This window comes from Kitasatospora sp. NPDC058162 (genome assembly GCF_042884005.1).
In the GTDB taxonomy this organism is placed as follows: Bacteria; Actinomycetota; Actinomycetes; order Streptomycetales; family Streptomycetaceae; genus Kitasatospora.
In genome coordinates this window covers 121,290-141,580 of record NZ_JBHVUS010000014.1, presented here as the reverse complement: position 1 = coordinate 141,580, position 20,291 = coordinate 121,290, and the positions used below count along the sequence as shown (strand labels likewise).

The following is a 20,291-nucleotide window of genomic DNA, read 5'->3' as shown; positions in this document are numbered from 1 at the left end:
GTGCACTTCACCGACTCCGCCCCCTTCACGCACTTCACCGCCGAGCAGCACCTCGCCGACGGCGTCCTCGAACGCGAGTTCCTCCTCGGCGACACCCCCGGCACCCTGTGGACGCCGCCCACCGCCGCGCCCGCCCCGCTGATCCTGATGGCCCACAACAACGGCCTGCCCCGGCGCGAGGCCCGGCTGGTCGCCCGGGCCCGGTACACCGCGGCGCAGGGCTACGCGGTGGCCACCATCGACGCCCCCGGCTGCGGAGACCGTCCCCGTTCCGCCGAGGCCGAGCGGGCCCGCGCCGAGCTGCGCCGGGCGATGCAGGCCGGCGAGCCCGTCGACGAGATCTTCGAAGCCCTCGTCGGCCCGCTCGTCGACGGCGCCCTCCCGGAGTGGCGCGCCACCCTGGACGCCCTCCTCACCCTGCCCGGGATCGCGGCCGGCCCCGTCGGCTACTCGGGGTGGACCGCCCTCGGCATCCGCCTCGCGGCCGCCGACCCGCGCATCGGCGCCGCCGGCCTCTTCGCCGGCGGCTACGTGCCGCGCGCCCAGCGCGAGGAGGCCCGGCAGGTCACCGTCCCGCTGCTGTTCCTGCTCCAGTGGGACGACGAGGGCAACCCGCGCCAGCGCGCCCTCGACCTCTTCGACGCCTTCGGCAGCCGGGAGAAGACCCTGCACGCCAACCTGGGCGGGCACACCGGCACCCCGGCGTTCGAACTCGAGGACGGCAGCCGGTTCTACGACCGACACCTGAAGTAGGCCCGGGCGGTCCGGCCGGCGTGATCGCGGGCACCCCCGGCCGACCGGGGATGCCCGCGATCACGCGGCAAGTTGGCCGGTATGGGTCGCCCCGACGACCGGTCAGTCATGCCCATGACATACCATGTCAGGCCATCGCTGCCCAATGAGGAGGAAGCCGTGCAGAAGGCCGAGCTCTACGCACTGGACATCAACCGTGCGGAGTGGCACAAGTCGTCGTTCAGCATGGCCAATGGGGAGTGCGTCGAGGTGGCGCAGCTGCCGGGCGGCGCGGTCGCGGTCCGCGACTCCAAGAACCCCGGACTCGCGCCCCTGCGCTTCTCGCCGGCCGAGTGGTCCGCGTTCCGCCGCGGCATCGAGGCGGGCGAGCTCGACGGCTGAACCCCGGCACGGCCCCGGCCCGGCTCCTGCCCCGCAGGCGCCGGGCCGGGCCGTCCACCCGCGGAACCCCGCCCTCACCCGGCGGTGAACTCCGGCTCACAGCCGGTCAGTTCGCAGCTGGCCTCCCACAGCCAGGCCGCGGCCGCCGGGTCGGCCAGGTGCTCCCACAGGGGCTCGGGCCGGGGCTCGCCGCGCAGCCCGAACACCCGGGGGCTCCACATCACCGGGCCGCCGCGCACACCCGGGTCGAGCACCGCCCGAACGGCCGGCCGGGCCGCGGCGTCCTTGCCCTGCACCACCAGGCCCAGCGGCAGGTGGGCCAGCCGCTCGCCGGTGGAGCGGGCGTGCAGCGGCGGGCGCGCGGGGGTGAGGGCGTCGAGCGCGCCGCCGGGGTGGACCAGGACGCTCAGCGTCCTCCGGCCCGCGGCGCGCAGCCGGCGGCCGAGCTCGACCGCGAACAGCATCTGGGCCAGCTTGGAGCGCGCGTAGGCGCGCTTGGGCCGGTAGTCGCGGGAGTTCTGGAGGTCGGCGAAGTCCAGGCGCTCCGACTTGGCGGCGAAGCTGCCGGTGGTGACGATCCGTCCGCCCGGGGCGGCCAGCAGCAGCGGGGCCAGGTGGTGGGTCAGCGCGAAGTGGCCCAGGTGGTTGGTGGCGAACATCAGCTCATGGCCGTCCGCGCTCTCGCGGCGCGGCGGATCGTCCAGCGCGATGCCCGCGTTGAGGACCACCGCGTCCAGACGCTCCACGCGCTGCGCCCCGAGCGCGCCCGGGGCCGCCTCGACGGAGGCGGGATCGGCCAGGTCCAGCGGCAGGTGCCGCACCCGGGCACCGGGCACGCGCGCGCCGATGGAGGCCATCGCGGCCCGGGCCTTCGCCGCATCGCGGCTGCCGAGGACGACGGTGGCGCCGGTGCCGGCGAGCTGCTCGGCGACGAAGTACCCGATGCCCGCGTTGCCGCCGGTGACCAGGAAGCACTTCCCCTCGGCGCGGGGCAGCCGGCGGACGTCCCACGGCGGGCTCTGACGGGTGATGGCGGAGGGCAAGACGGGCTCCCGGGGGTTCGCGGTGCGGGCGCGGTCGCTGCGCCCTTCCCCCTGAGCGTGCCGGGGCCCGCCCGCATCCCACCGGCAGGCCGCTGTCCCCGCTGTCAGCCCACCGGCAGCGGGGAGCGCGACCGTTCTGTGGCGGCTCAGTCGACGCAGAACTCGTTGCCCTCGATGTCCAGCATCGGGATGCACGAGTCGTGGCCGTCGTACAGCACCTGCACCTGCACCGCGCCCAGGGCCGTCAGCCGCTCGCTCTCGGCCGTCAGCGCGGCGAGGCGCTCCTCGCCCACCAGCCCGGTGCCGACCCGTACGTCCAGGTGCACCCGGTTCTTGACGGCCTTGCCCTCCGGAACGCGCTGGAAGTACAGCCGCGGGCCCGCCCCCGAGGGGTCGGTGCAGGCGGACCAGGAGCCGCGGTCCTCCGGGGGCCGGGAGTCCTCGTACTCCTCCCAGGTGGCGAACCCCTTCGGCGGCGTCGTGACGTAGCCCAGCACCTCGCACCAGAAGCGGGCGACGCGCGCGGGTTCCGCACAGTCGAAGGTGACTTGGAACTGCTTGATCGCTGGCATCCGGGCACCGTAGCAGGGGAGGTTCAGGTGCTTCCCGCAATATCGGCGGCCACGATCCAGTCCGCCGAGGGCGTGGTGCCGCCGGGGCGGGCGGCGAGGTGGCCGGAGTCGGTCTCGGTGAGGTAGAGGTCGTTGTTGTTGAGGTCCGAGGCCGAACGGACCCGGGAGCGGTCGCGGTCCGGGATGCTCCACGCCGACTCGGTGGTGCCGCACTGCCCGTAGCGGATGCTCCAGTTGTCGCCGATCGCCACGCAGCCCCACGTCCCCTTCTCCGGATCGAACGCCGTGACGTTCACCGCCGGGCCCCAGGGCCGCAGCTCCCACCGCTGCTCGGGCACCGCCGCGCAGGGCTCCAGCCGCACCTGGGTGGTGCCGGGGACGTGGTGCAGGCAGGTGCCGGTACGGGCGTTGCGCAGGGTGTACGTGACGGGCTCCGCCGCGCGGGCGGCGGCGGGGGGAAGGAGCAGTGCGGCGGCGAGGGCGGCTACGGACGCCGCGCGCCGGGGGTGAACGGGCATGGGGTGGCTTTCCGTTGAGACTTGGTGCAGCGTTCAACGACCGACGCACGGTCGGGAAACGAACCACCCCGGCCTGCCCCGGGAATGCGGGAGCGCGGGAAGTCGGCCCGCCCGACTCCCCGCGCTCCTGTCCGTCTCGGGGCGGACTACTCCTGGGCGGCCTTGCGGCAGGCGGTGGCCGCGATGACGGCGGGGACGTAGTCGTCCCGCAAGAGGTGGTAACACTGCTGGAAGGCCGCCTGGCCGCCGGCCGCGCCGATCTGGCAGGCGTCCTCCGCGATCTGGGTGTCCGCGTCGGGCTTGTTCTCCAGAACGTAGTAGAAGCAGCCCTGCGGGGTCGCGCTCGCGGCCGGGGCGAGGGCGACGGCACCGCCGAGGGCGAGGGCGAGGGTGCAGCCGGCGGCAGCGATCCGTCGTACCAGCTTCATGGTGTGTAAATCCTTCCGGTAGGTGAGGAGTTGACGGCCAGCACGGGCATCCTTCGCCCACGAAACCCTGGCCCCGCCCATACCTACCGGACGGCCCGCCCCGCCCGGCCGGGCGCCGCGCCGACGCCCGACCAAGATCACCCCCAGGGGCGCGTTACAGCACCTCGGCCGGGTCGGCGTAGGCGTGCATGGTGACCACCCGGCCGTCGCGCAGGGTGAACACGTCGGCGGCGGTGAGGTCCAGCGGGCTGTCGTCGGTCAGCGTGCCGTGCACGTGGTGGACGATCACGACGTCCGCGCCGCGCCGGTACGCGGCCGGCTCCGAGTGCAGCTCGGACCACATCGCGTACGAGGCGCTCAGGTACTTGTGCACGGCGTCCCGGCCCGAGTGCACACCCCCGTTGGGGAACTCCTCCGGCTCCACCCACTCCACGTCGGGGTGCAGGCCGGCGACGGCGGCGTCGATGTCACCCCGGGCGTACGCGGCGTAGGCGGCCAGCACCAGGGCGACGTCGGGATCGGTGGGGTCAGCGGGCTCTGCGGGGTTCACGGGAGTCGAGGTCATGGGCGGGACGCTATCCCGGGCGCCGACGCCCGGCGGCGCTCGTTCGTGGCGCCGGGGAAGCGCGCCGCCCCGCCCGGCGCGGCCGGGGTTGCGGACCACCCGCCGCGCGCCCCCGGCGCTCAGGGGCGCCGGGCCACGAACACCAGCTCCCGCCCCGGCCGGTCCGGCGCGCCGCGCACCTCCTCCAGTGCGAAGCCGGCGGCGACCAGGTCCCGTCCGACCTCCGCCCGCCCCCGGAAGCGCAGCGTCGAATCCGAGGTCAGCACGTGCCCGTCCGCGCCGAACACGTACGTCCAGCGGAAGGTCACCAACGCCCCCTCTGCTGCGAGCAGTTGGACCCAGCTCTCCACCGGGCCCACGCCGGGGACATGCGTGACCCGGTGCGAGCGCTCCCGGGTCCACTCCTCCCAGGCCCGGGCCGCCGGATCACGGGTCTCGAACACCAGCCGCCCGCCCGGGCGCAGCGCCTGCCGCGCTCCGCGCAGGGTGCGCCGCCAGTCGGACGGGTCGGCGATCGCCTGGGCGACGTTGGCCGTCATCGTCGCCAAGTCGACTTGCAGTGGAGGGAGTTCACCGACATCGCCGCAGACCCAGCGCACCCGCCCGCCGCCCGGCTTGGCCCGGGCGACATCGACGGAGGCCGCGGCGGGATCGACCCCGACCACCTCGATCCCGCGCCCGGCCAGCAGCAGCGCGAACACCCCGGTGCCGCAGCCGATGTCCAGCACCCGGCGGGCGCCGAACTCCTGCGCCATCGCCACGTACGCGTCCAGGTCGGTGCGGTCGGGGTCGAGGGCGTCGTAGAGGGCGGCGAGCCGTGGATGCCCGAAGCATTCGTCAGCCATGCGAACGACCCTAGTGCCGCGGCGAGAAGATCTTGCGCTGGCACAATGCCAACGCCCGCCACGGGCACAGCCCAGTTGCACGCACGAACCCCACGAGGAGCTCCACATGGACCATCGGGACGTCGACACGGCCTTGGCAGAGTCGCTGAAGGTCCTGGGACCGCATGCCGACGAGGACTGGACGGTGCCGGCCGGTCCGCTGGAGTGGAGCTGCTGGGAGACGGCGGCGCACATCGGGCACGACCTGCTGGCCTACGCGGGGCAGGTGGCAGCACGTCCCGCCGGCTCCTACCTCCCGTTCGACCTGAACGTCCGCCCCACCGCCTCCCCGGCCGAGGTGCTCCAGACGGTCACCGCCTGCGGCCGCCTCCTCAGCTCCGTACTGGCCGCGGCCGCTCCGACCTCGCGGGCCTGGCACTGGGGTCCCTGCGATCCCGAGGGCTTCGCAGCCATGGGCGTCGCCGAAGTCCTGCTGCACACCCACGACATCACGCGGGGACTGGCCGTGGACTGGCAGCCGCCCGCACCGCTGTGCACGGCCGTGCTCGCCCGGCTGTTCCCCGACGCCCCTCCCGGAGACCCCGTCCAGGTGCTCCTCTGGTGCACCGGCCGCGAGGAACTGGACGGCCTGCCCCGCCGAACCTCGTGGATCTGGAAAGCAGCGCGATCCGACTGATCGCACCCACCCGGTGAACCTTCCCGGTCACAGCTCTGGACGGCGCTCAACTGCCGCTCTGCCGTCGCTGGTTCGGGGGATTGCGGTATCCGGGCAGGCATCGGGAGGATCCTCCGCAGAAGCACCGCCTCGTGGCGGTGCGCCCGAGATGAGAGGTCGTTCCATGCGCCGTCGGATCGTCGGAACCGTCCTGCTGGCCGCCGCCGTGATGTTCGCCCTCGCCGTCCCCGCCCAGGCCGCCACCGGGCTCCTGGTGGTGAACGGCGTGCCGCACGAGAACCCGCAGCGCGGCTGCTACCCGGCCACCTCGCCGGTCTCCTTGGAGAACTTCACCGACTCGACGGTCCTGGTGCACTCCGCCGCGAACTGCCGGGGCCCGGTGACGGCCCAGGTGGGGCCCGATCAGAGCGTCGAGGTCTTCGGGGCCAGCTACTTCGTCCTCTGAGCCGCCGACTTGTCGGTTCAGGTGGGGAGGGTCGGGGCGGGCGCGGTGTCAGCCCCGCGCCACTGCCCGGCGCAGCAGGTCGGCCGTCTCGGTGCGCCGGTTCCAGGCGATGACGGCCAGCGGCACCATGAAGAGGAACGGGGTTCCTGCGTTCTCGCCGTGCAGGGCGGTGAGCTGGGCGACGAACGCGAACACCAGGAAGACGATCAGCCCGGTCGCGGCCGCTCCCGCCAGGCGGCGCACCAGTAGGCCGACCGCCCCGGCGAGCTCCACCAGCGCGGCCAGGTACATGAACCAGTGGCCCGCGCCGATGGCGTCGAAGACGGTCGTGGCGGCGGGCAGGGCGAGCAGCTTGGGCAGGGCGCTGGCCAGGGCGAAGAACAGCGCGAGCAGGATCCGCAGGGTCAGGACCACGCGCGGCGCGGTCCTGCCGGACTTCCCGGCAGTGGTGGTGGCGGTCGCGGTGATGGCGTTGCTGGACATTGCGGGTCTCCCGGGTCGGCTGTCGTTGCTTTCCCAGGTCTGACTGCCGCCACCGCCGGAACTCATCGGTCCCAGGAGAGATTTCTTCGGGTTCCGCCGCCGGGTCGGCGACGTCAGCGCCAGGGCTCGCGGTCGTCGCGGGAGGCCGTGGTGCCGCCCGCGAGGCGCCAGGAGCGGCTGTGTCGGGACAGGGTCCAGCCCTCCGGTGCGGTGCGGACGGCGGCTATCCAGGCGGCGAGTTCGGGCAGGGCGCTGTGCCGCAACGCGAGGCGGGCGGCGGCCCGTTCGGCGGCCGGGAGCGGGGTGACGCGGACCCACACGCTGGACCACACGGCGGGGTGGAAGCCGCCCACCCCGTAGTTGGAGCGCAGCGGCGGGACCCACTCGGCGTGCAGTAGCGTGCCGTCCGGCGCCGTGGAGTCGGAGAAGTACAGGTCGACGGCGTCCGTCTCCTGCGCGCCGAGCACGGCGCGGACGTCGGTCGGGGTGAGCGGCCACGACAGCTCGCGCGGCAGCCGCCGGTTACGGGAGGGCACGGCCCCGAGGATCGCACGCCCCCGGCCCGGGCGCACACGGGTTTGCCTCCGCCGGGCGCCCACCCTGGCTGCGGCGGCGGCGTTCCGCGCTGGACGGGGGCGATCAGCGGGACTCCGTCATCCCGCCCAGCGGAACGCGTCGTGGCGAGACCTTGCGATGACTGATCCGCCAGCCGCCGGCGGTGCGTACGACGGTGTCGTCGTACGAGACGGAACCGCAGGAGCCGTCCGCCTTGATGCCCAGTCCCTTGGAGCGGACGAGCACCCGGCCGTCCGCCGACGCCGTCACGACGACGTTGGTGACGTGATGGGCGACGGGGTTGGCGCCGCCCAGCGCCCATGCCGCCGCCCGGACGGCCTCCACCCCGAACAGCGGCCCTTGGCCGAAGTCGGTGAGGTCGTAGACGACATCGGGTGTGAACACCTCCTCCAGCCGGTCGAGGCTGCCGTCGTCGACGAGGTGGCCGTGCAGCGAGACCAGTTCGCCGATGGCCAGGCGATCTTCAAGAGTGAGTGACATGTGCGCCCCCTTCGGCCCGGCGCGGACGTGCCGTGCCGTGCCCCTCGTGATCGTCCCCCACAGCCGTCCGGCGTGCCACCGACTCGGCGGCGTCGTCGCCAAGTGGGCCGTGGGGGAGGGTCGTTCCGGCACACTCGATCACATGTCCGACGATCTTGTCCACGGCGCCGACGCCGATGCCGACGCCCTGCGCGAGTACGCGGCCCGCTACCCCGAGGTGGTGGCGGCCGGGTCGGTGCGCGGCGCCCTCCAGGCGGCGGCCGACCGGGCGGGCCTGGGGCTCGCCGTCGAGCTGACGTCCTCGCCGGGCTGGCGGCACGTGGCCGCGAAGGTCGAGGCCGGCGGCGGGCGTTCGGCGGACGTCATCATGCTGAACGGCGCCGAGCGCCACTTCGCGGTCGACTGCTGGGTCGGCGGGATCCACATGGCCACCGGCAGGGCCCGGGACCTGGCCGAGGTCGCCGGGGCGTTCCACGCCTGGGTGCAGGGCGCCGGGGTGCGTGAACTCACCGCCCGGTGGCCCTTCCTGCGGACCTGGGAGCTCGCCGAGGCCCACGAGCGCGGCGAGGCGGACGCCGTCGAGGCCCGGTGGCGGATGATGCAGCGGGGCCCCGTGCCCGAACGGGACGCCGACTTCCGGGACCTGGTGCGGGCCGCCTTCGCGCAGCCCCGGCTGCGCGCCCTGTCGCCGGGCAAGTCGATGTGGTGGTTCACCCTCAGCCGCCTGGCCGCGCAGCCCGTGACCGGGGACTTCCCCCGGACCAGGCCACTGGGCCGGGGCCGCTTCGAGGTGACCCTCGCCGACCGCAGCGTGCGGGTGGCGGACGGCGCGGCGGCCGCCGTCGCGGTGAACCTGGACAACCTGCCCCCGGATGTGGCCCGTTGAGACATTGCCGGTCAGCGGTGCCGGCGGTAGTAGGAGACGGTGACGGCGGCCAGCAGCGGACCCCAGAGGACCAGGGGCTGGTAGAGGACGCCGACGACGGTGTGCCAGGGCCCGAGCATCGCCGGATGCTCCTCGGTGGTCCACCAGGACGCGAAGCCGCTCCAGACCAGGACGAGCGCCACCGAACCGAGCGCGGCCGGGACGACCGCGGCGAGCGGGCGCACCCGCCGACCGCCGAGCAGCGGGATCCAGCTCGGCACCACCTCGCCCCAGGGCCGGACCAGGCCGAGCGTCAGCAGCGCGAGGGCCTCGGAGACCACGCTCAGCCCGATCACGTAGACCGTGCCCCAGCCGGGGATGTGGAAGTCCTGGCGGAGCACCTGGTCGCTGTAGCCGACGGGCAGGCCGAGGCCCAACGCGATTCGCCACAGCCCGGAGGGCACGGTGGTGAGGGCCGCGGCATGGGCGGCGCGGACGGCCCAACGGGGCGCGGGGGCAGGGGAGTCGGTGCGAGTTCTCACACCTCCAGGTTCACCGTCGGGGCGTGGGCACCACGTCCTCCCCGGGGCCGAGCACGTCCCCCGGCCGGGGGATCCCGCCGGGACCCGCCCGCGACGCAGCCACCGCGCCTGCCCGGGCTGCCGCGCCCGCCGCAGCTACCGTGCCTGACGGGCCAGTTCGGCGTTCGCGCGTTCGGTGATCAGGGCCAGTGCCCGGCCGGCCGCGGCGAGGTCCTCGGGCGGGATGCCGGCGTACAGGCGGGTTGAGATCCCGGCCGTCTCGGCGGTGGTGCGCTCGTGCAACTCCCGTCCGGCCTCGGTGAGTTCGATCCGTTCGCCGTCTTGCTCGGCCAGCAGCCGCGCGGTCGTCAGCCCGTCGACGACGGCGCGCACCGCCGCCTCCGGGGCCTTGAGCGAGCCGGTGACGTCGGCGACGAGCTCGCCGAGCCCGACCGAGCCGCCCGCGGCGGTGACGGCGCGCAGCGTCACGCTCTGCTCGAAGGTGGCGCCGTGGCGCTCCAGCACGCCCTCCAGGAGGGCGCGGGCGGCGTAGTGGGCCAGGGCGATGGAGCGGGGGTTGAGGGCGGGGGCGGTCTCGGTGGTGGTCATGGCTGTTGCTGCTCCTCGTCGTTGTCGGTGTCGGTGTGCGCGGCCGGGGCCGGGTCCGGGTCCAGGGGGACGTCGAGCAGGGCCGCCAGCTCGCGGGTGAACTCCCGTGCGCGCGGGCCGCGTCGGCCGCCGAGCGGTTCCAGGAGCTGCTCCAGCAGGCCCTGGACGACGGTGATCGCGCGGCCGGTGACCTCGCGGCCCTGCTCGGTCAGCGAGAGCTGCATCGCGCGCGGGTCCTTCGGGTCCCGGGTGCGCTCGACCAGTCCGGCGGCCTCCAGGGTGCGGGCGAGTTTGGAGACGTAGAGGGCCTCCAGGCCGGTGTGGTCGGCGAGTTGGCGCTGGCTGGGGCGCTGCCCGGTGCGCGCCAGGCCGTACAGCGAGGCCAGCAGCGCGTACTGGGCGTGGGTCAGGCCCAGCGGGGCGACCGCCCGGTCGACGGCGACCCGCCACTTCATGGACAGGCGCCAGACCAGGAAACCGGCGCTCGCGCCCTCGGCTGCTTCGCTCATGACGGATACCGTACATGGCTACTATGTCCATGGCTACTGTTTTCCCGGCGCGCGCGGACCGGGGAGAATGGGGCCGAACCCTTGCAGCGGAGGAGCAGCCCCGTGTCCGAGGAGCAGCAGCACCGGATCGTCCTGGTCCGCCACGCCAAGTCCGCCTGGCCGGACGGCGTCGACGACCACGAGCGCCCCCTCGCCGCGCGCGGCCGCCGGGCCGCCCCGCTCGCCGGGCGGCGGCTCGCCGAGCACGGCCCCGTCCCCGACCTCGCGCTCGTCTCGACCGCCGAACGGGCCAGGGAGAGCTGGGAGTTGATGGCCGCAGAACTCCCCATCCGGCCGGAGACCGTCCACGACGAGCGCCTCTACGGCCTGGACACCGGCGGGCAGCTGATCGCCCTCCTCGCCGGGACCCCCGAGCCGGTCGCCACCGTCCTGGTGCTCGGGCACAACCCCGTCCTCCACGAGGCGGCCGACGCCCTGGCCGGCGGGGCCGACGGCCCGGCGCAGGCGGCCCGGATGCGCGAGCGCTTCCCGACGGCCGCCGTCGCCGTGCTCGCTTTCACCGGCCCCTGGCGGCGCCTGCGGCCCGGCGCCGCGCGGCTGGCCGACTACTGGACGCCCAAGGGCGGTTGAGGCAGACGCCGCCCGCGGCCCGGGGCGGGATTCCAGGAGCCGCAAGGCCCGCACCGGTACGGGCCTTGCGACTCCCGGTGACGGGCTACCCCCGCCCGGCCCCATCCCCACGCCGGGGCGCGGCAGTTCACTCGAACGGGATTCGTATGCCTACCGTTCCCGCACCCGCCGCAGCCCGATGTCGGACACCTCGCCCAGGTGGCCGAGCTTGTCGGGGTTGGACACGGAGTGCAGCGCCCGGATCGCGCCGTCGACGATGTCCAGCTCCAGGACGCTGGCGACGCGCCCCTGCGCGTCGTACGAGACCGCGCCCGGGCGGCCGTTGACCAGGGCCGGGCGCAGGGTGATGCCCAGCTCGCGGCCGCGGCCGAAGCCGAAGGCGAGCAGGTGGGCGACGCGCTCCCGGCCGGCCACCGACTTGCCGACCGCCTGCGCCTTGCCGCCGCCGTCGCCGTGGAAGACCACGTCGGGGGCGAGCAGGCCGAGCAGCTCCGCCAGGTCCCCGCCGGCGGCCACCTCGAAGAAGCGGCGGGCCAGTTCCTCGCCCTGCGCCCGCCGCTGCGCCGGCGCCGGGTCGGCCGCGCCGGAGGCCAGGTGCTTGCGGGCCCGGGCGAGGATCTGACGGCAGTTCGCCTCCGACTTGCCGGTCAGCTCCGCGACCTCCGGGTAGCCGTAGCCGAAGGCCTCGCGCAGCAGGAACACCGCCCGCTCCACGGGGGAGAGGGCCTCCAGCATCAGCAGGAAGGCCATCGACAGCGAGTCGGCCAGTTCGGCGTGCTCGGCGGGGGCGTCGCCGGGGCGCTCGGCGAAGGCGACGACCGGCTCGGGCAGCCACTCGCCGACGTAGGTCTCGCGCCGCACCCGCGCCGAGCCGAGGTGGTTGATGCCCAGGCGGGTGACCGAAGTGGTCAGGTACGCCTTGAGGTTGGTGACGGTGGTGCCCGCCCGCTCGGCGCGGGTCAGGTTGAGGAAGGTGTCCTGGACGAGGTCCTCGGCGTCGCCGACCGATCCCGTCATGCCGTAGGCGATGGAGAACAGCAGCGGCCGGTACCCGGCCGCCTCCGCCGCGCCTGCCAGTTGTTCCACGGCCAACCCCGTCCCTTCCCCGGCGCCCGCCCCGGCGGGGTGGCGCGCGTCACCGCGGGCGGCTGTCACGGGCCGCCCGGCTGCCCTGTCCCAGAGGGCAGCAGCGGACAACGTACCGAGGAGAACACCATGAATCCCGCACTGTGGGCCGTCACCGCCCTGCTGGCCGCCGCCTACCTGCTCGGCGGCGCCTTCAAGGTGCTGGTGCCGAAGGAACGGATCGCCGCCGTCGGGCGCAGCGGCCGCTGGGTCGAGGACTTCAGCGCGGCCGCTGTTCGGGCGATCGGCGCGCTGGAGGTGCTGGCCGCGCTCGGGCTGGTGCTGCCCGCGCTGCTGCACGTGGCGCCGGTGCTGGTGCCGCTGGCCGCGCTCGGCCTGGTGCTGCTGATGGCCGGGGCGGCGGCGGTGCGCGCGCGGCGCGGGGAGTACCGGCTGGTCGCGGCGGACCTGGTCTACCTCCTGCTGGCCGCGTTCGTGGCCTGGGGGCGCCTGGGCCCGGAGTCCTTCCTCGGCTGAGACGGGCCGTCAACGGCCCGGCCACCGCTGGTCGATTGGCGGCGGGAACGGCGTTGGCGCCCGCGAAGGTGGCCGCGAGCGAGGATCGACGGTAGCCCCAACTCCCCGCGAGGACAGCCGGTTTCGCGCCGCGGCCCCGGGCTGCGCCCGAACCCCCTTGTTAGGGTGCGCGGATGGAAGACCTGGAGTCCGTGACCTGGCCGCCCGCACCGATCAGGACGGAGCGCCTCGTGCTCCGCGGGCCCGAGGCCCGGGACCGCGCGGCGTTCGTCGACCTGTTCTCCTCGTCCGAGGTGCACACCTACCTCGGCGGGCCGCGCCCGCGCGAGGAGGTCGAGCGCGAGCTGCCCGGGGCGCCGGAGAGCCGGCCCGGGACCTTCGTCGCCGAACTCGACGAGGCGATGATCGGCCTGGTCCTGCTCAGGAGGGGGACGGGCCACCGCCGCCCGGCCGCCGCGGGCAGGCTCGACCTCGGCTACCTGTTCCTGCCCCGGGCGTGGGGGTCCGGCTACGCCGCCGAGGCGTGCACGGCGGCCCTGGGCTGGCTGGCCGGCGCGTTCCCCGGCGAGCCGGTGGTGCTGACCACCCAGAGCGCCAACGCCGGCTCGATGCGGCTCGCGGCGAAGCTGGGGTTCACCGAGGTCGAGCGCTTCGAGGCCTGGGACGCCGAGCAGTGGCTCGGCCTGCGGCCCCCGGCGGCCGCCTAACGGCCTTCGGTGCCCGCCTGACGGCCTTCGGCGACCGCCGCGCCGCGCTGCGCCAGGACGGCGATCGCCTCCCGGCACCAGTCCCGGTTGCCCCGTTCGAAGGCCAGGCCGCGCAGGCAGGTCAGGTACGGGCCGATCCGCTCGCCCTCGCGCAGGAAGTCCGCCTCCTCGCGCCCGCCGCGCATGCCGTGCAGCATCCGCTCGAACAGGTCGATCTTCGCCTGGGCGAACTCGGCGCGCTCGGCGAGCTGTTCGGCGAGCACCCCGGGGTCGAGGTGGTCGGCGGCGCGGACCTTGACCATCAGGTCGTCGCGCACGAAGGAGGGCTTGGCGCAGGCGGCGGCGAAGTCGTCCAGTTCGGCGAGGCCGGCCGCGGTGACGGTGAACAGCCGCTTGGTCGGGCGGTTCTCCTGCACCACCTCGCGTCCGGCGACCAGCCCGTCCCGCTCCAGCCGGGTCAGCTCGGCGTAGAGCTGCTGCGGCTGGGCGTACCAGAAGTTGGCCACGCCGAGGTCGAAGGCCTTGGCCAGCTCGTAGCCGCTGGTCTCCCCGTCGAGCAGCGCGGCCAGCACGGCGTGTCGCAGGGCCATCGGATCGCTCTCCCTCCTGGTGTCGGGGTGTTGCCGGATACGCCCTCCATGGTAGTACTCATGGAACTGACTAGTCACATTCATGACTATCCCGGGAGTGCCGCCATGACCGCCGCCGCCACCACCGCAGACCGCTTCCGCGCCGCCGTCCACGCCCGCGACCTCGCCGCGCTGGACGAGCTGTTCACCGACGACATCCGCTTCTACAGCCCCGTCAAGTTCACCCCCTTCGAGGGCAAGCCCATGGTGCTCGGCCTCTTCGGGGTGCTGCTGCGCACCCTGGAGGACCTCCGCTACGTCGGGGAGTACGAGGGCGCCGCGCAGACCAGCACGGACGGCACCGAGGCGCCCTCCGCGGTGCTGATGTTCCGGGCGGTGGCGGGCGGCCAGCAGATCCACGGCATCGACCTGCTGCACGTCGACGAGCAGGGTCTGATCAAGGAGTTCACCGTGATGGTGCGCCCCCAGTCCGCCGTCCAGGCCCTGGGCGCGGCGGTCTTCGAGGGCCTGATCGCCGCCGGCCTGGTCCCCGCCCCGCCGGCCGCCTGAGGTCGCAACGCCCTTTCGGTACACGCCTGTTGCACTCGGTGCCCGCCCCGGCGGGCAGGATGTGGGCGAACGTTCCAAGGGGGGCGTCGACGGGGGAGGCGTGATGGGGCTGACGGGTCGTACGGCGCGGCGCGCGGGCGCGGCGCTCGCGGCGGCGGTGCTGGCGCTGGGGGCGGCGGCCTGCACGGGGCAGGACGGCGGCGGAGGGGCGGCGAAGCCGACCGCGGGGGTGCGCCGGGTGGTGCTGCCCAGGCCTGCCCCGGCGTCGGCGCAGTGGATCGCGGACGAGCTGGCCGGGATGCGCAAGGACACGTCCCGCTGCCCCGTTCCCGCGCTGGCGAACATGATCGTGTTCGACGACGGCGAGGACGGCCCGGGCCAGGCCGACGTGGCGTGGCTGGAGGACGACTCCTTCGTGTGCTTCGGGACGCTCACCCGCGGCGACGCAGGGCTGGACAAGTCGATCGACGGGGAGTCGATCGATGCCTTCGCGGCCAGGGAGAAGCCCGTCTGGATCGGCGGGTCCAAGCGCATCTCCATCCTCTCGGCCTTCCCCGGCGACGCGGGGACGGTCGTCAGGAGGTACGCCGCCGACGACGACACCTACGGGCCCCTGCACCAGCGGGCGGTCGACCTCGGCGGCGGGAGGTCGGTGACCCTGGTCCAGTACTCCTACGCCCACGGGCATCCGTCGCCGGGCGACGAGGTCAGGGTGTGCCCGTCCAACGGCGCCCCCTGCAAGCAGTCGGTCGGCTGATGCGCCGGGCACGCCGAACCCGCCGGGTCCCCCGTTCAGCCCAGCAGGGCCGCCACCGCCCCCACCCGCCAGTGGCCGGCGGCGCCGGGGCGGGTGGCGAGGTAGCCGGCGGTGCGCCAGGGGCCCCAGGCGTGGGATTCGGCGAGGCCGGCGGCCAGGGTGCGCAGGTAGGCGGGGGAGGGGGCGCTCAACGCGGCGCTCAGTACGGCGCCGGCCAGGCCGCTGGGGGAGGTGAAGGTGAGCACCGGGCGACCCTGGAGCGCGCCCACCCGCAGCAGGGTCTCGTAGCGGCCCGGGCCGGTGCGGTCGCGCCCGGTGGCCAGTACCCGGGTGAGGTCGAGGTCGGCGCCGGGGGAGCGGTTCATCTCCTGGGCGGCGACGTCGGCGAACTGGCCGGGGGTGACCAGGTAGGCGCGGCAGGGCACCCGCCCGGGCGCGGCCGGGTCGTAGAAGGCGCTGCCGCCGCCCCAGGTGGCCGAGCGCCCGGCGAAGTACACGGTGCCGGGCAGGGTCAGGGCCGCGGTGCGGCGGGGGGCGCGCCGGTCGCGGCAGCCGGGGCAGTCGCGCGCTCCGCCGTCCGGGCGACCCCCGGAGAGGTAGCAGGAGAAGCGGGCGGCGTGCAGGTTGGACCCGTACGCCGCGTACCAGACGAGCTGTTCCCGGCCGTCGGGGCCGCAGCCGCGGGCCGGGGCGCACACCGAATTCACAGGAAACATCCGCACGGAAAAGAGCGGCGGCAGACTCCCACACAAACATGAGATTGACGTGGACAGGTCGACGATCCGCTCGAAACCCCCCGATTCGGTAGCCACACCCTCACTACCGGTACCGTTCCGGACGCCATGGTGTTCATCACTCTTCCCTCCGCCGTCACGCCCCTCCGGTTTTCGCCGATTACGCTTCACCAGCGAAAACAATCGAAAACACCCAAAATGACATTCGAATCGCATCGCTGCCTGAGGAAACGGCATCGATGATGAGAATTTCCTTTGACCGCACCTTCGCTGCATCCAGCCGACTCCCAGTGGAGTCATGGTGAGTGGGCGCGTCCCACCAGGTGACGACCGGGTCACCGCACGTAGCAAGCGACACGCGCCCTATCAGGAATACGGAGCCGAGGAACCCACCCCCATGGACGCACGCCACGACACGGCCGGCCCAGTCACGCTGAACCGCCCCCACCCGGGGCAGGCGGCGGGCTGGCCGGTGGCCCAGCCCGCCCACCCCCGAAGCCTCCTGGACGTCATCGCCGCCACGGCCGACGCGCACCCGTACGCCCCCGCGCTCGACACCGGCGACGCCGTCCTCGACTACAGCACCCTCCTCCAGGAGGTCGACGCCCTCGCCGGCGTCCTGGCCGGCCACGGCATCGGCACCGGCGACCGGGTCGGCGTGCGCATCCCCTCCGGCACCGCCGACCTCTACGTCGCCATCCTCGCCGTGCTGCGCTGCGGCGCCGCCTACGTCCCGGTGGACGCCGACGACCCCGACGAGCGCGCCGAGATGATCTGGCAGGACGCCCAGGTCTGCGCCGTCATCGGCGCCGAGCGCCGCCTCTTCGCCGGCCCCTCCGCCCGCCCCTCGGGCCGCCCGGCCTGGCCCACCCCGGCCGACGACGCCTGGATCATCTTCACCTCCGGCACCACCGGCCGCCCCAAGGGCGTGGCCGTCACCCACCGCAGCGCCGCCGCCTTCGTCGACGCCGAGGCCCGGATCTTCCTGCGCCCCCAGCCGCTGGGCCCCGGCGACCGCGTCCTCGCGGGCCTGTCGGTCGCCTTCGACGCCTCCTGCGAGGAGATGTGGCTGGCCTGGCGCCACGGCGCCTGCCTCGTGCCCGCCCCCCGCTCCCTGGTCAAGGCCGGCACCGACCTCGGCCCCTGGCTCGTCAGCCGCCGCATCACCGCGATCTCCACCGTCCCCACCCTGCTGGCCCTGTGGCCCCAGGAGTGCCTGGACCAGGTCCGCCTGATCATCGTCGGCGGCGAGGCCTGCCCCGCCGAACTCGTCGAGCGCCTGGCCGTGCCCGGCCGCGAGTTCTGGAACACCTACGGCCCCACCGAGACCACCGTCGTCGCCACCGCCGCCCGGATGCTCCCCGGCGAGCCGGTGCGCATCGGCGCCCCCCTGGACGGCTGGGAGATCGCCGTCGTCGACCAGAACGGCAACCCCGTCCCCTGGTACGAGAGCGGCGAACTGCTGATCAGCGGCATCGGCACCGCCCGCTACCTCGACCCCGCCAAGGACGCCGAGAAGTACAGCCCCCACCCCGCGATCGCCTCCCCCCGCGTCTACCGCAGCGGCGACCTGGTCCGCAACGACCCCGAGGGCCTGGTCTTCCTCGGCCGCGCCGACGACCAGATCAAACTCGGCGGCCGCCGCATCGAACTCGGCGAGATCGACGCCGCCCTCCAGGCCCTGCCCGGCATCCGCGCCGCGGCCGCCGCCGTGCGCAAGACCCCCGCCGGCGCCGACCTGCTGGTCGGCTACCTGGTCGCCCAGCCCGGCGCCACCCCCGACCTGGCCACCGCCCGCCAGCAGCTGCTGGAGCGCCTGCCCCAACCCCTGGTGCCCGTCCTGGCCCTCGTCGACTCCCTGCCCACCAAGACCTCCGGCAAGGTCGACCGAGGCGCCCTGCCCTGGCCGCTGGCCACCACCGGCGGCTCCGGCGGCGCCGCCGGCCCCGCCGAGACCCTGGAGGGCACCGCCGGCTGGCTCGCCGGCCAGTGGGAGCGTCTGCTCGGCATGGCCCCCGGCCGCGCCGACGACTTCTTCGCCCTCGGCGGCTCCAGCCTCACCGCCGCCCGCCTCGTCTCCGAACTGCGCACCCGCCACAGCGGCGTCTCCGTCGCCGACCTCTACGCCCACCCGGTGCTCGGCGACCTCGCCGGCTACCTCGACTCCCTCGCCCCGGCCCCCCGGGCCGCGGCCGCGGCAGGGCCGGAAGCCGCCGCGACCGCCACGCCCGTACGGCCGGTGCGCCCCACCCCGCGCAGCGCCGGACTGTGGCAGACCCTCATGCTGCTCGCCATGTTCGGCCTCTCCGGCCTGCGCTGGGTGATCGTCCTGATCGCCGTCGACAACCTCATGGGCAGCAACATCCCCTGGGCCCCGCACAGCTCCTGGTGGCCCGTGGCCGCCGGCGCGCTCCTCTTCTACAGCGCCCCCGGCCGCACCCTGCTCGCCGCCGGCGGCGCCCGCCTGATCACCGCCGGCATCCGCCCCGGCAGCCACCCCCGCGGCGGCCACGTCCACCTGCGGCTGTGGGCCGCCGAGCGCTACACCGCCATGTTCGGCACCGGCAACCTCTCCGGCACCCCCTGGGCCCCGCGCTACGCCCGGATGCTCGGCTGCCGCGTCGGCCGCGACGTCCAGCTGCACACCGCGCCCCCGGTCACCGGCCTGGCCCGGATCGGCAACGGCGCCAGCCTCGAACCCGAGGCCGACATCGCCGGCTGGTGGCTCGACGGCGACACCCTCCACCTCGGCCACATCGACATCGGCGAAGGCGCCAGCATCGGCCACCGCGCCACCCTGATGCCCGGCGCCCGCATCGGCCACGGCGCCGAGATCGCCCCCGGCTCCTGCGTCACCGGCACCGTCCCGGCCGGCGAGCACTGGCACGGCTCCCCGGCCCGCCCCTCCACCGAGGCCCGCACCCCCTGGCCGGCCGGCCCCGCCAAGCGCTCGCGCGCCTGGAACCTCGCCTACGGCGCCGCCTTCGCCCTCTTCGGCCTCGTCCCCGTCCTCGCCGCCCTGCCCGCGCTGTTCATCGTCTACCCGATGGTCGACACCGACCGCACCCTGCTCGCCGCCCTGCTCCAGCTGCTGCCGCTGACCGTGCCGCTGGCGGTCATGACCGTCTTCTGCCACGCCGCGCTGATAGCCCTGCTGATCCGCCTGCTCTCGCTCCCGCTGCGCCCGGGCTTCCACCCGGCCACCGGCGGCGTCGCGTTCTGCGCCTGGGGGGTCTCCCACCTCAGCGACGGGGCCCGGCGCACCCTCTTCCCCTTCTACGCCAGCCTCTTCACCCCGGTGTGGCTGCGCCTGCTCGGCGCGAAGATCGGCCGCCGGGTCGAGGCCTCCACCGTGCTCGCCCTGCCCGGCCTGATGCGGGTCGACGACGGCGCCTTCCTCGCCGACGACACCCTCGTCGCCCCCTACGAGCTGCGCGGCGGCTGGCTGCACCTGGGCCGCGCCCACGTCGGACGCCGCTCCTTCGTCGGCAACTCCGGCATCGTCGGCCCCGGCCGCTCGCTGCCCGACAACTCCCTGGTCGGCGTGCTCTCCGACACCCCCGCCCACGCCCCCGAGGGCTCCTCCTGGCTGGGCCGGCCCGCCTTCGCCCTGCCCCGGGTCGCCGACACCGGCGGCGAGGACCGCACCTACAACCCGCCCAAGCGCCTGATGTGGGCCCGGGCCGGCGTCGAGGTCTGCCGCCTGCTGCCCGTCATCGTCGCCGCGATCCTGGCCGACCTGGTCTTCGCCGCCCTCCAGGCCATCCGGGACGGCTACGGGCTGGGCACCGTCCTGGGCGCGGCCGGCCTGGTGCTGGTCGCCGCCGCCGTCGTCGCCTGCGCCGTCACCACCCTGGCCAAGTGGCTGCTGGTCGGGCGCTTCCGGGTCTCCGAGCACCCGCTGTGGTCCCCCTTCGTGTGGCGCAACGAGCTCTACGACACCTTCGTCGAGGAACTCGCCATGCCCTTCGGCGGCGGCGCCATGACCGGCACCCCCTACCTCAACCTGTGGCTGCGCAGCCTCGGCGCGAAGATCGGGCGCGGGGCGTGGTGCGAGACCCACTGGCTGCCCGAGAGCGACCTGGTCACCGTCGGGGCGGGCGCCAGCGTCAACCGCGGCACCGTGCTGCAGACCCACCTGTTCCACGACCGGGTGATGCGGCTGGGCCCGGTCCACCTGGGCGCCGGCTCCACCACCGGGCCGCACTCGATCGTGCTGCTCAACTCCTCGCTCGGCGACAACGCCTCGGTCGGCCCCGCCTCCCTGGTGATGCGCGGCGAGAACGTCCCCGGCGCCACCCGCTGGCTCGGCAACCCGGTCGCCGCCTGGAACGCCGACGCCACCCCGCCCCCCGGCCGCCGCGCGGCCCGCGGACGGCGCCGGGCCGCGGTGATGTAGCTCACTTCCCCCGGCGGGAAACGGAAGCGGTGCGCCCACGGATTGGACCGTGGG

Annotated in this window: 26 protein-coding genes; 11 read left to right on the top strand and 15 right to left on the bottom strand. The window is 74.7% G+C overall.

The genetic code is table 11. The features are described 5' to 3' along the window. On the top strand, positions 1-753 hold the full coding sequence (locus ACFVXG_RS24960) for a dienelactone hydrolase family protein (protein ID WP_387930624.1): 753 nt from the start codon (positions 1-3) through the stop codon (positions 751-753). 159 nt (positions 754-912) lie between these two features. Further along, entirely contained in the window at positions 913-1,134 is a 222-nt protein-coding gene (locus tag ACFVXG_RS24955; RefSeq protein WP_387930623.1) for a DUF397 domain-containing protein, read from the top strand. A 74-nt stretch (positions 1,135-1,208) separates the two neighbouring features. Here the strand turns inward: ACFVXG_RS24955 and ACFVXG_RS24950 are convergent, their stop codons facing one another. The 6 genes from ACFVXG_RS24950 to ACFVXG_RS24925 form a co-directional block, all read right to left on the bottom strand. Continuing rightward, on the bottom strand, positions 1,209-2,177 hold the full coding sequence (locus ACFVXG_RS24950; RefSeq protein ID WP_387930622.1) for an SDR family NAD(P)-dependent oxidoreductase: 969 nt from the start codon (positions 2,175-2,177) through the stop codon (positions 1,209-1,211). 146 nt (positions 2,178-2,323) lie between these two features. Then, positions 2,324-2,749 carry a VOC family protein gene (locus tag ACFVXG_RS24945; protein ID WP_387930621.1) on the bottom strand — a complete coding sequence of 142 codons (426 nt, stop codon included), beginning with the start codon at positions 2,747-2,749 and terminating at the stop codon, positions 2,324-2,326. Between the two features lie 23 nt (positions 2,750-2,772). Next, positions 2,773-3,267: a hypothetical protein gene (locus ACFVXG_RS24940; RefSeq protein ID WP_387930620.1), complete on the bottom strand. Its 495-nt coding sequence runs from the start codon at positions 3,265-3,267 to the stop codon at positions 2,773-2,775. Positions 3,268-3,413: 146 nt separating this feature from the next. Further along, positions 3,414-3,695, bottom strand: coding sequence for a hypothetical protein (locus ACFVXG_RS24935; RefSeq protein WP_387930619.1), 282 nt, complete (start codon positions 3,693-3,695; stop codon positions 3,414-3,416). A gap of 154 nt (positions 3,696-3,849) precedes the next feature. Further along, positions 3,850-4,260: a nuclear transport factor 2 family protein gene (locus ACFVXG_RS24930; RefSeq protein WP_387930618.1), complete on the bottom strand. Its 411-nt coding sequence runs from the start codon at positions 4,258-4,260 to the stop codon at positions 3,850-3,852. Between the two features lie 119 nt (positions 4,261-4,379). Next, positions 4,380-5,105, bottom strand: a complete 726-nt coding sequence (locus ACFVXG_RS24925; RefSeq protein WP_387930617.1) for a class I SAM-dependent methyltransferase — start codon at positions 5,103-5,105, stop codon at positions 4,380-4,382. A gap of 106 nt (positions 5,106-5,211) precedes the next feature. On the opposite strand from ACFVXG_RS24925, the gene ACFVXG_RS24920 reads away from it, so the two are divergent. Continuing rightward, positions 5,212-5,781 (top strand): DinB family protein, encoded by a 570-nt coding sequence (locus ACFVXG_RS24920; RefSeq protein ID WP_387930616.1) that lies wholly within the window; start codon positions 5,212-5,214, stop codon positions 5,779-5,781. A gap of 163 nt (positions 5,782-5,944) precedes the next feature. After that, entirely contained in the window at positions 5,945-6,226 is a 282-nt protein-coding gene (locus ACFVXG_RS24915; RefSeq protein ID WP_387930615.1) for a hypothetical protein, read from the top strand. A 48-nt stretch (positions 6,227-6,274) separates the two neighbouring features. On the opposite strand, the gene ACFVXG_RS24910 is transcribed toward ACFVXG_RS24915, so the two are convergent. From ACFVXG_RS24910 to ACFVXG_RS24900, 3 genes are all read right to left on the bottom strand, one after another. Next, positions 6,275-6,709 carry a DoxX family protein gene (locus ACFVXG_RS24910; RefSeq protein ID WP_387930614.1) on the bottom strand — a complete coding sequence of 145 codons (435 nt, stop codon included), beginning with the start codon at positions 6,707-6,709 and terminating at the stop codon, positions 6,275-6,277. A 113-nt stretch (positions 6,710-6,822) separates the two neighbouring features. Beyond that, positions 6,823-7,245 (bottom strand): hypothetical protein, encoded by a 423-nt coding sequence (locus ACFVXG_RS24905; protein ID WP_387930613.1) that lies wholly within the window; start codon positions 7,243-7,245, stop codon positions 6,823-6,825. A gap of 103 nt (positions 7,246-7,348) precedes the next feature. Beyond that, positions 7,349-7,765: a nuclear transport factor 2 family protein gene (locus ACFVXG_RS24900; RefSeq protein WP_387930612.1), complete on the bottom strand. Its 417-nt coding sequence runs from the start codon at positions 7,763-7,765 to the stop codon at positions 7,349-7,351. Between the two features lie 142 nt (positions 7,766-7,907). On the opposite strand from ACFVXG_RS24900, the gene ACFVXG_RS24895 reads away from it, so the two are divergent. Beyond that, positions 7,908-8,651 carry a DUF6193 family natural product biosynthesis protein gene (locus tag ACFVXG_RS24895; RefSeq protein ID WP_387930611.1) on the top strand — a complete coding sequence of 248 codons (744 nt, stop codon included), beginning with the start codon at positions 7,908-7,910 and terminating at the stop codon, positions 8,649-8,651. Between the two features lie 11 nt (positions 8,652-8,662). Here the strand turns inward: ACFVXG_RS24895 and ACFVXG_RS24890 are convergent, their stop codons facing one another. From ACFVXG_RS24890 to ACFVXG_RS24880, 3 genes are all read right to left on the bottom strand, one after another. Next, entirely contained in the window at positions 8,663-9,172 is a 510-nt protein-coding gene (locus ACFVXG_RS24890; protein WP_387930610.1) for a hypothetical protein, read from the bottom strand. A gap of 135 nt (positions 9,173-9,307) precedes the next feature. Further along, a complete protein-coding gene (locus ACFVXG_RS24885; protein ID WP_387930609.1) occupies positions 9,308-9,760 on the bottom strand; it encodes a MarR family transcriptional regulator in 453 nt (150 codons plus the stop codon). After that, positions 9,757-10,269: a MarR family winged helix-turn-helix transcriptional regulator gene (locus tag ACFVXG_RS24880; protein ID WP_387930608.1), complete on the bottom strand. Its 513-nt coding sequence runs from the start codon at positions 10,267-10,269 to the stop codon at positions 9,757-9,759. Before ACFVXG_RS24880 ends, ACFVXG_RS24885 begins: the two co-directional genes overlap by 4 nt. A 102-nt stretch (positions 10,270-10,371) precedes the next feature. Here ACFVXG_RS24880 and ACFVXG_RS24875 point away from each other — a divergent pair, with 102 nt between their 5' ends. Continuing rightward, positions 10,372-10,899, top strand: coding sequence for a SixA phosphatase family protein (locus ACFVXG_RS24875; RefSeq protein ID WP_387930607.1), 528 nt, complete (start codon positions 10,372-10,374; stop codon positions 10,897-10,899). Positions 10,900-11,049: 150 nt separating this feature from the next. Here ACFVXG_RS24875 and sigJ read toward each other — a convergent pair whose 3' ends face one another. After that, on the bottom strand, positions 11,050-11,985 hold the full coding sequence (sigJ, locus tag ACFVXG_RS24870) for an RNA polymerase sigma factor SigJ (protein WP_387930606.1): 936 nt from the start codon (positions 11,983-11,985) through the stop codon (positions 11,050-11,052). A 129-nt stretch (positions 11,986-12,114) separates the two neighbouring features. Here sigJ and ACFVXG_RS24865 point away from each other — a divergent pair, with 129 nt between their 5' ends. Next, positions 12,115-12,501 (top strand): DoxX family protein, encoded by a 387-nt coding sequence (locus ACFVXG_RS24865; RefSeq protein ID WP_387930605.1) that lies wholly within the window; start codon positions 12,115-12,117, stop codon positions 12,499-12,501. A gap of 173 nt (positions 12,502-12,674) precedes the next feature. Next, positions 12,675-13,208 carry a GNAT family N-acetyltransferase gene (locus ACFVXG_RS24860; RefSeq protein WP_387930604.1) on the top strand — a complete coding sequence of 178 codons (534 nt, stop codon included), beginning with the start codon at positions 12,675-12,677 and terminating at the stop codon, positions 13,206-13,208. Here ACFVXG_RS24860 and ACFVXG_RS24855 read toward each other — a convergent pair. Further along, the gene (locus tag ACFVXG_RS24855; protein WP_387930603.1) at positions 13,205-13,798 is read right to left on the bottom strand and encodes a PadR family transcriptional regulator; all 594 of its coding nucleotides are present in this window, start codon (positions 13,796-13,798) and stop codon (positions 13,205-13,207) included. The two genes, ACFVXG_RS24860 and ACFVXG_RS24855, sit on opposite strands and share 4 nt — an antisense overlap. A gap of 105 nt (positions 13,799-13,903) precedes the next feature. Here ACFVXG_RS24855 and ACFVXG_RS24850 point away from each other — a divergent pair, with 105 nt between their 5' ends. Both ACFVXG_RS24850 and ACFVXG_RS24845 read left to right on the top strand, forming a co-directional pair. Next, on the top strand, positions 13,904-14,347 hold the full coding sequence (locus tag ACFVXG_RS24850; RefSeq protein ID WP_387930602.1) for a nuclear transport factor 2 family protein: 444 nt from the start codon (positions 13,904-13,906) through the stop codon (positions 14,345-14,347). Between the two features lie 103 nt (positions 14,348-14,450). Beyond that, on the top strand, positions 14,451-15,104 hold the full coding sequence (locus ACFVXG_RS24845) for a hypothetical protein (RefSeq protein ID WP_387930601.1): 654 nt from the start codon (positions 14,451-14,453) through the stop codon (positions 15,102-15,104). 35 nt (positions 15,105-15,139) lie between these two features. Here the strand turns inward: ACFVXG_RS24845 and ACFVXG_RS24840 are convergent, their stop codons facing one another. Next, positions 15,140-15,811 carry a histone deacetylase gene (locus ACFVXG_RS24840; protein WP_387930600.1) on the bottom strand — a complete coding sequence of 224 codons (672 nt, stop codon included), beginning with the start codon at positions 15,809-15,811 and terminating at the stop codon, positions 15,140-15,142. A 424-nt stretch (positions 15,812-16,235) separates the two neighbouring features. On the opposite strand from ACFVXG_RS24840, the gene ACFVXG_RS24835 reads away from it, so the two are divergent. After that, entirely contained in the window at positions 16,236-20,237 is a 4,002-nt protein-coding gene (locus ACFVXG_RS24835) for a Pls/PosA family non-ribosomal peptide synthetase (protein ID WP_387930599.1), read from the top strand. The last annotated feature ends 54 nt before the right edge of the window (positions 20,238-20,291 follow it).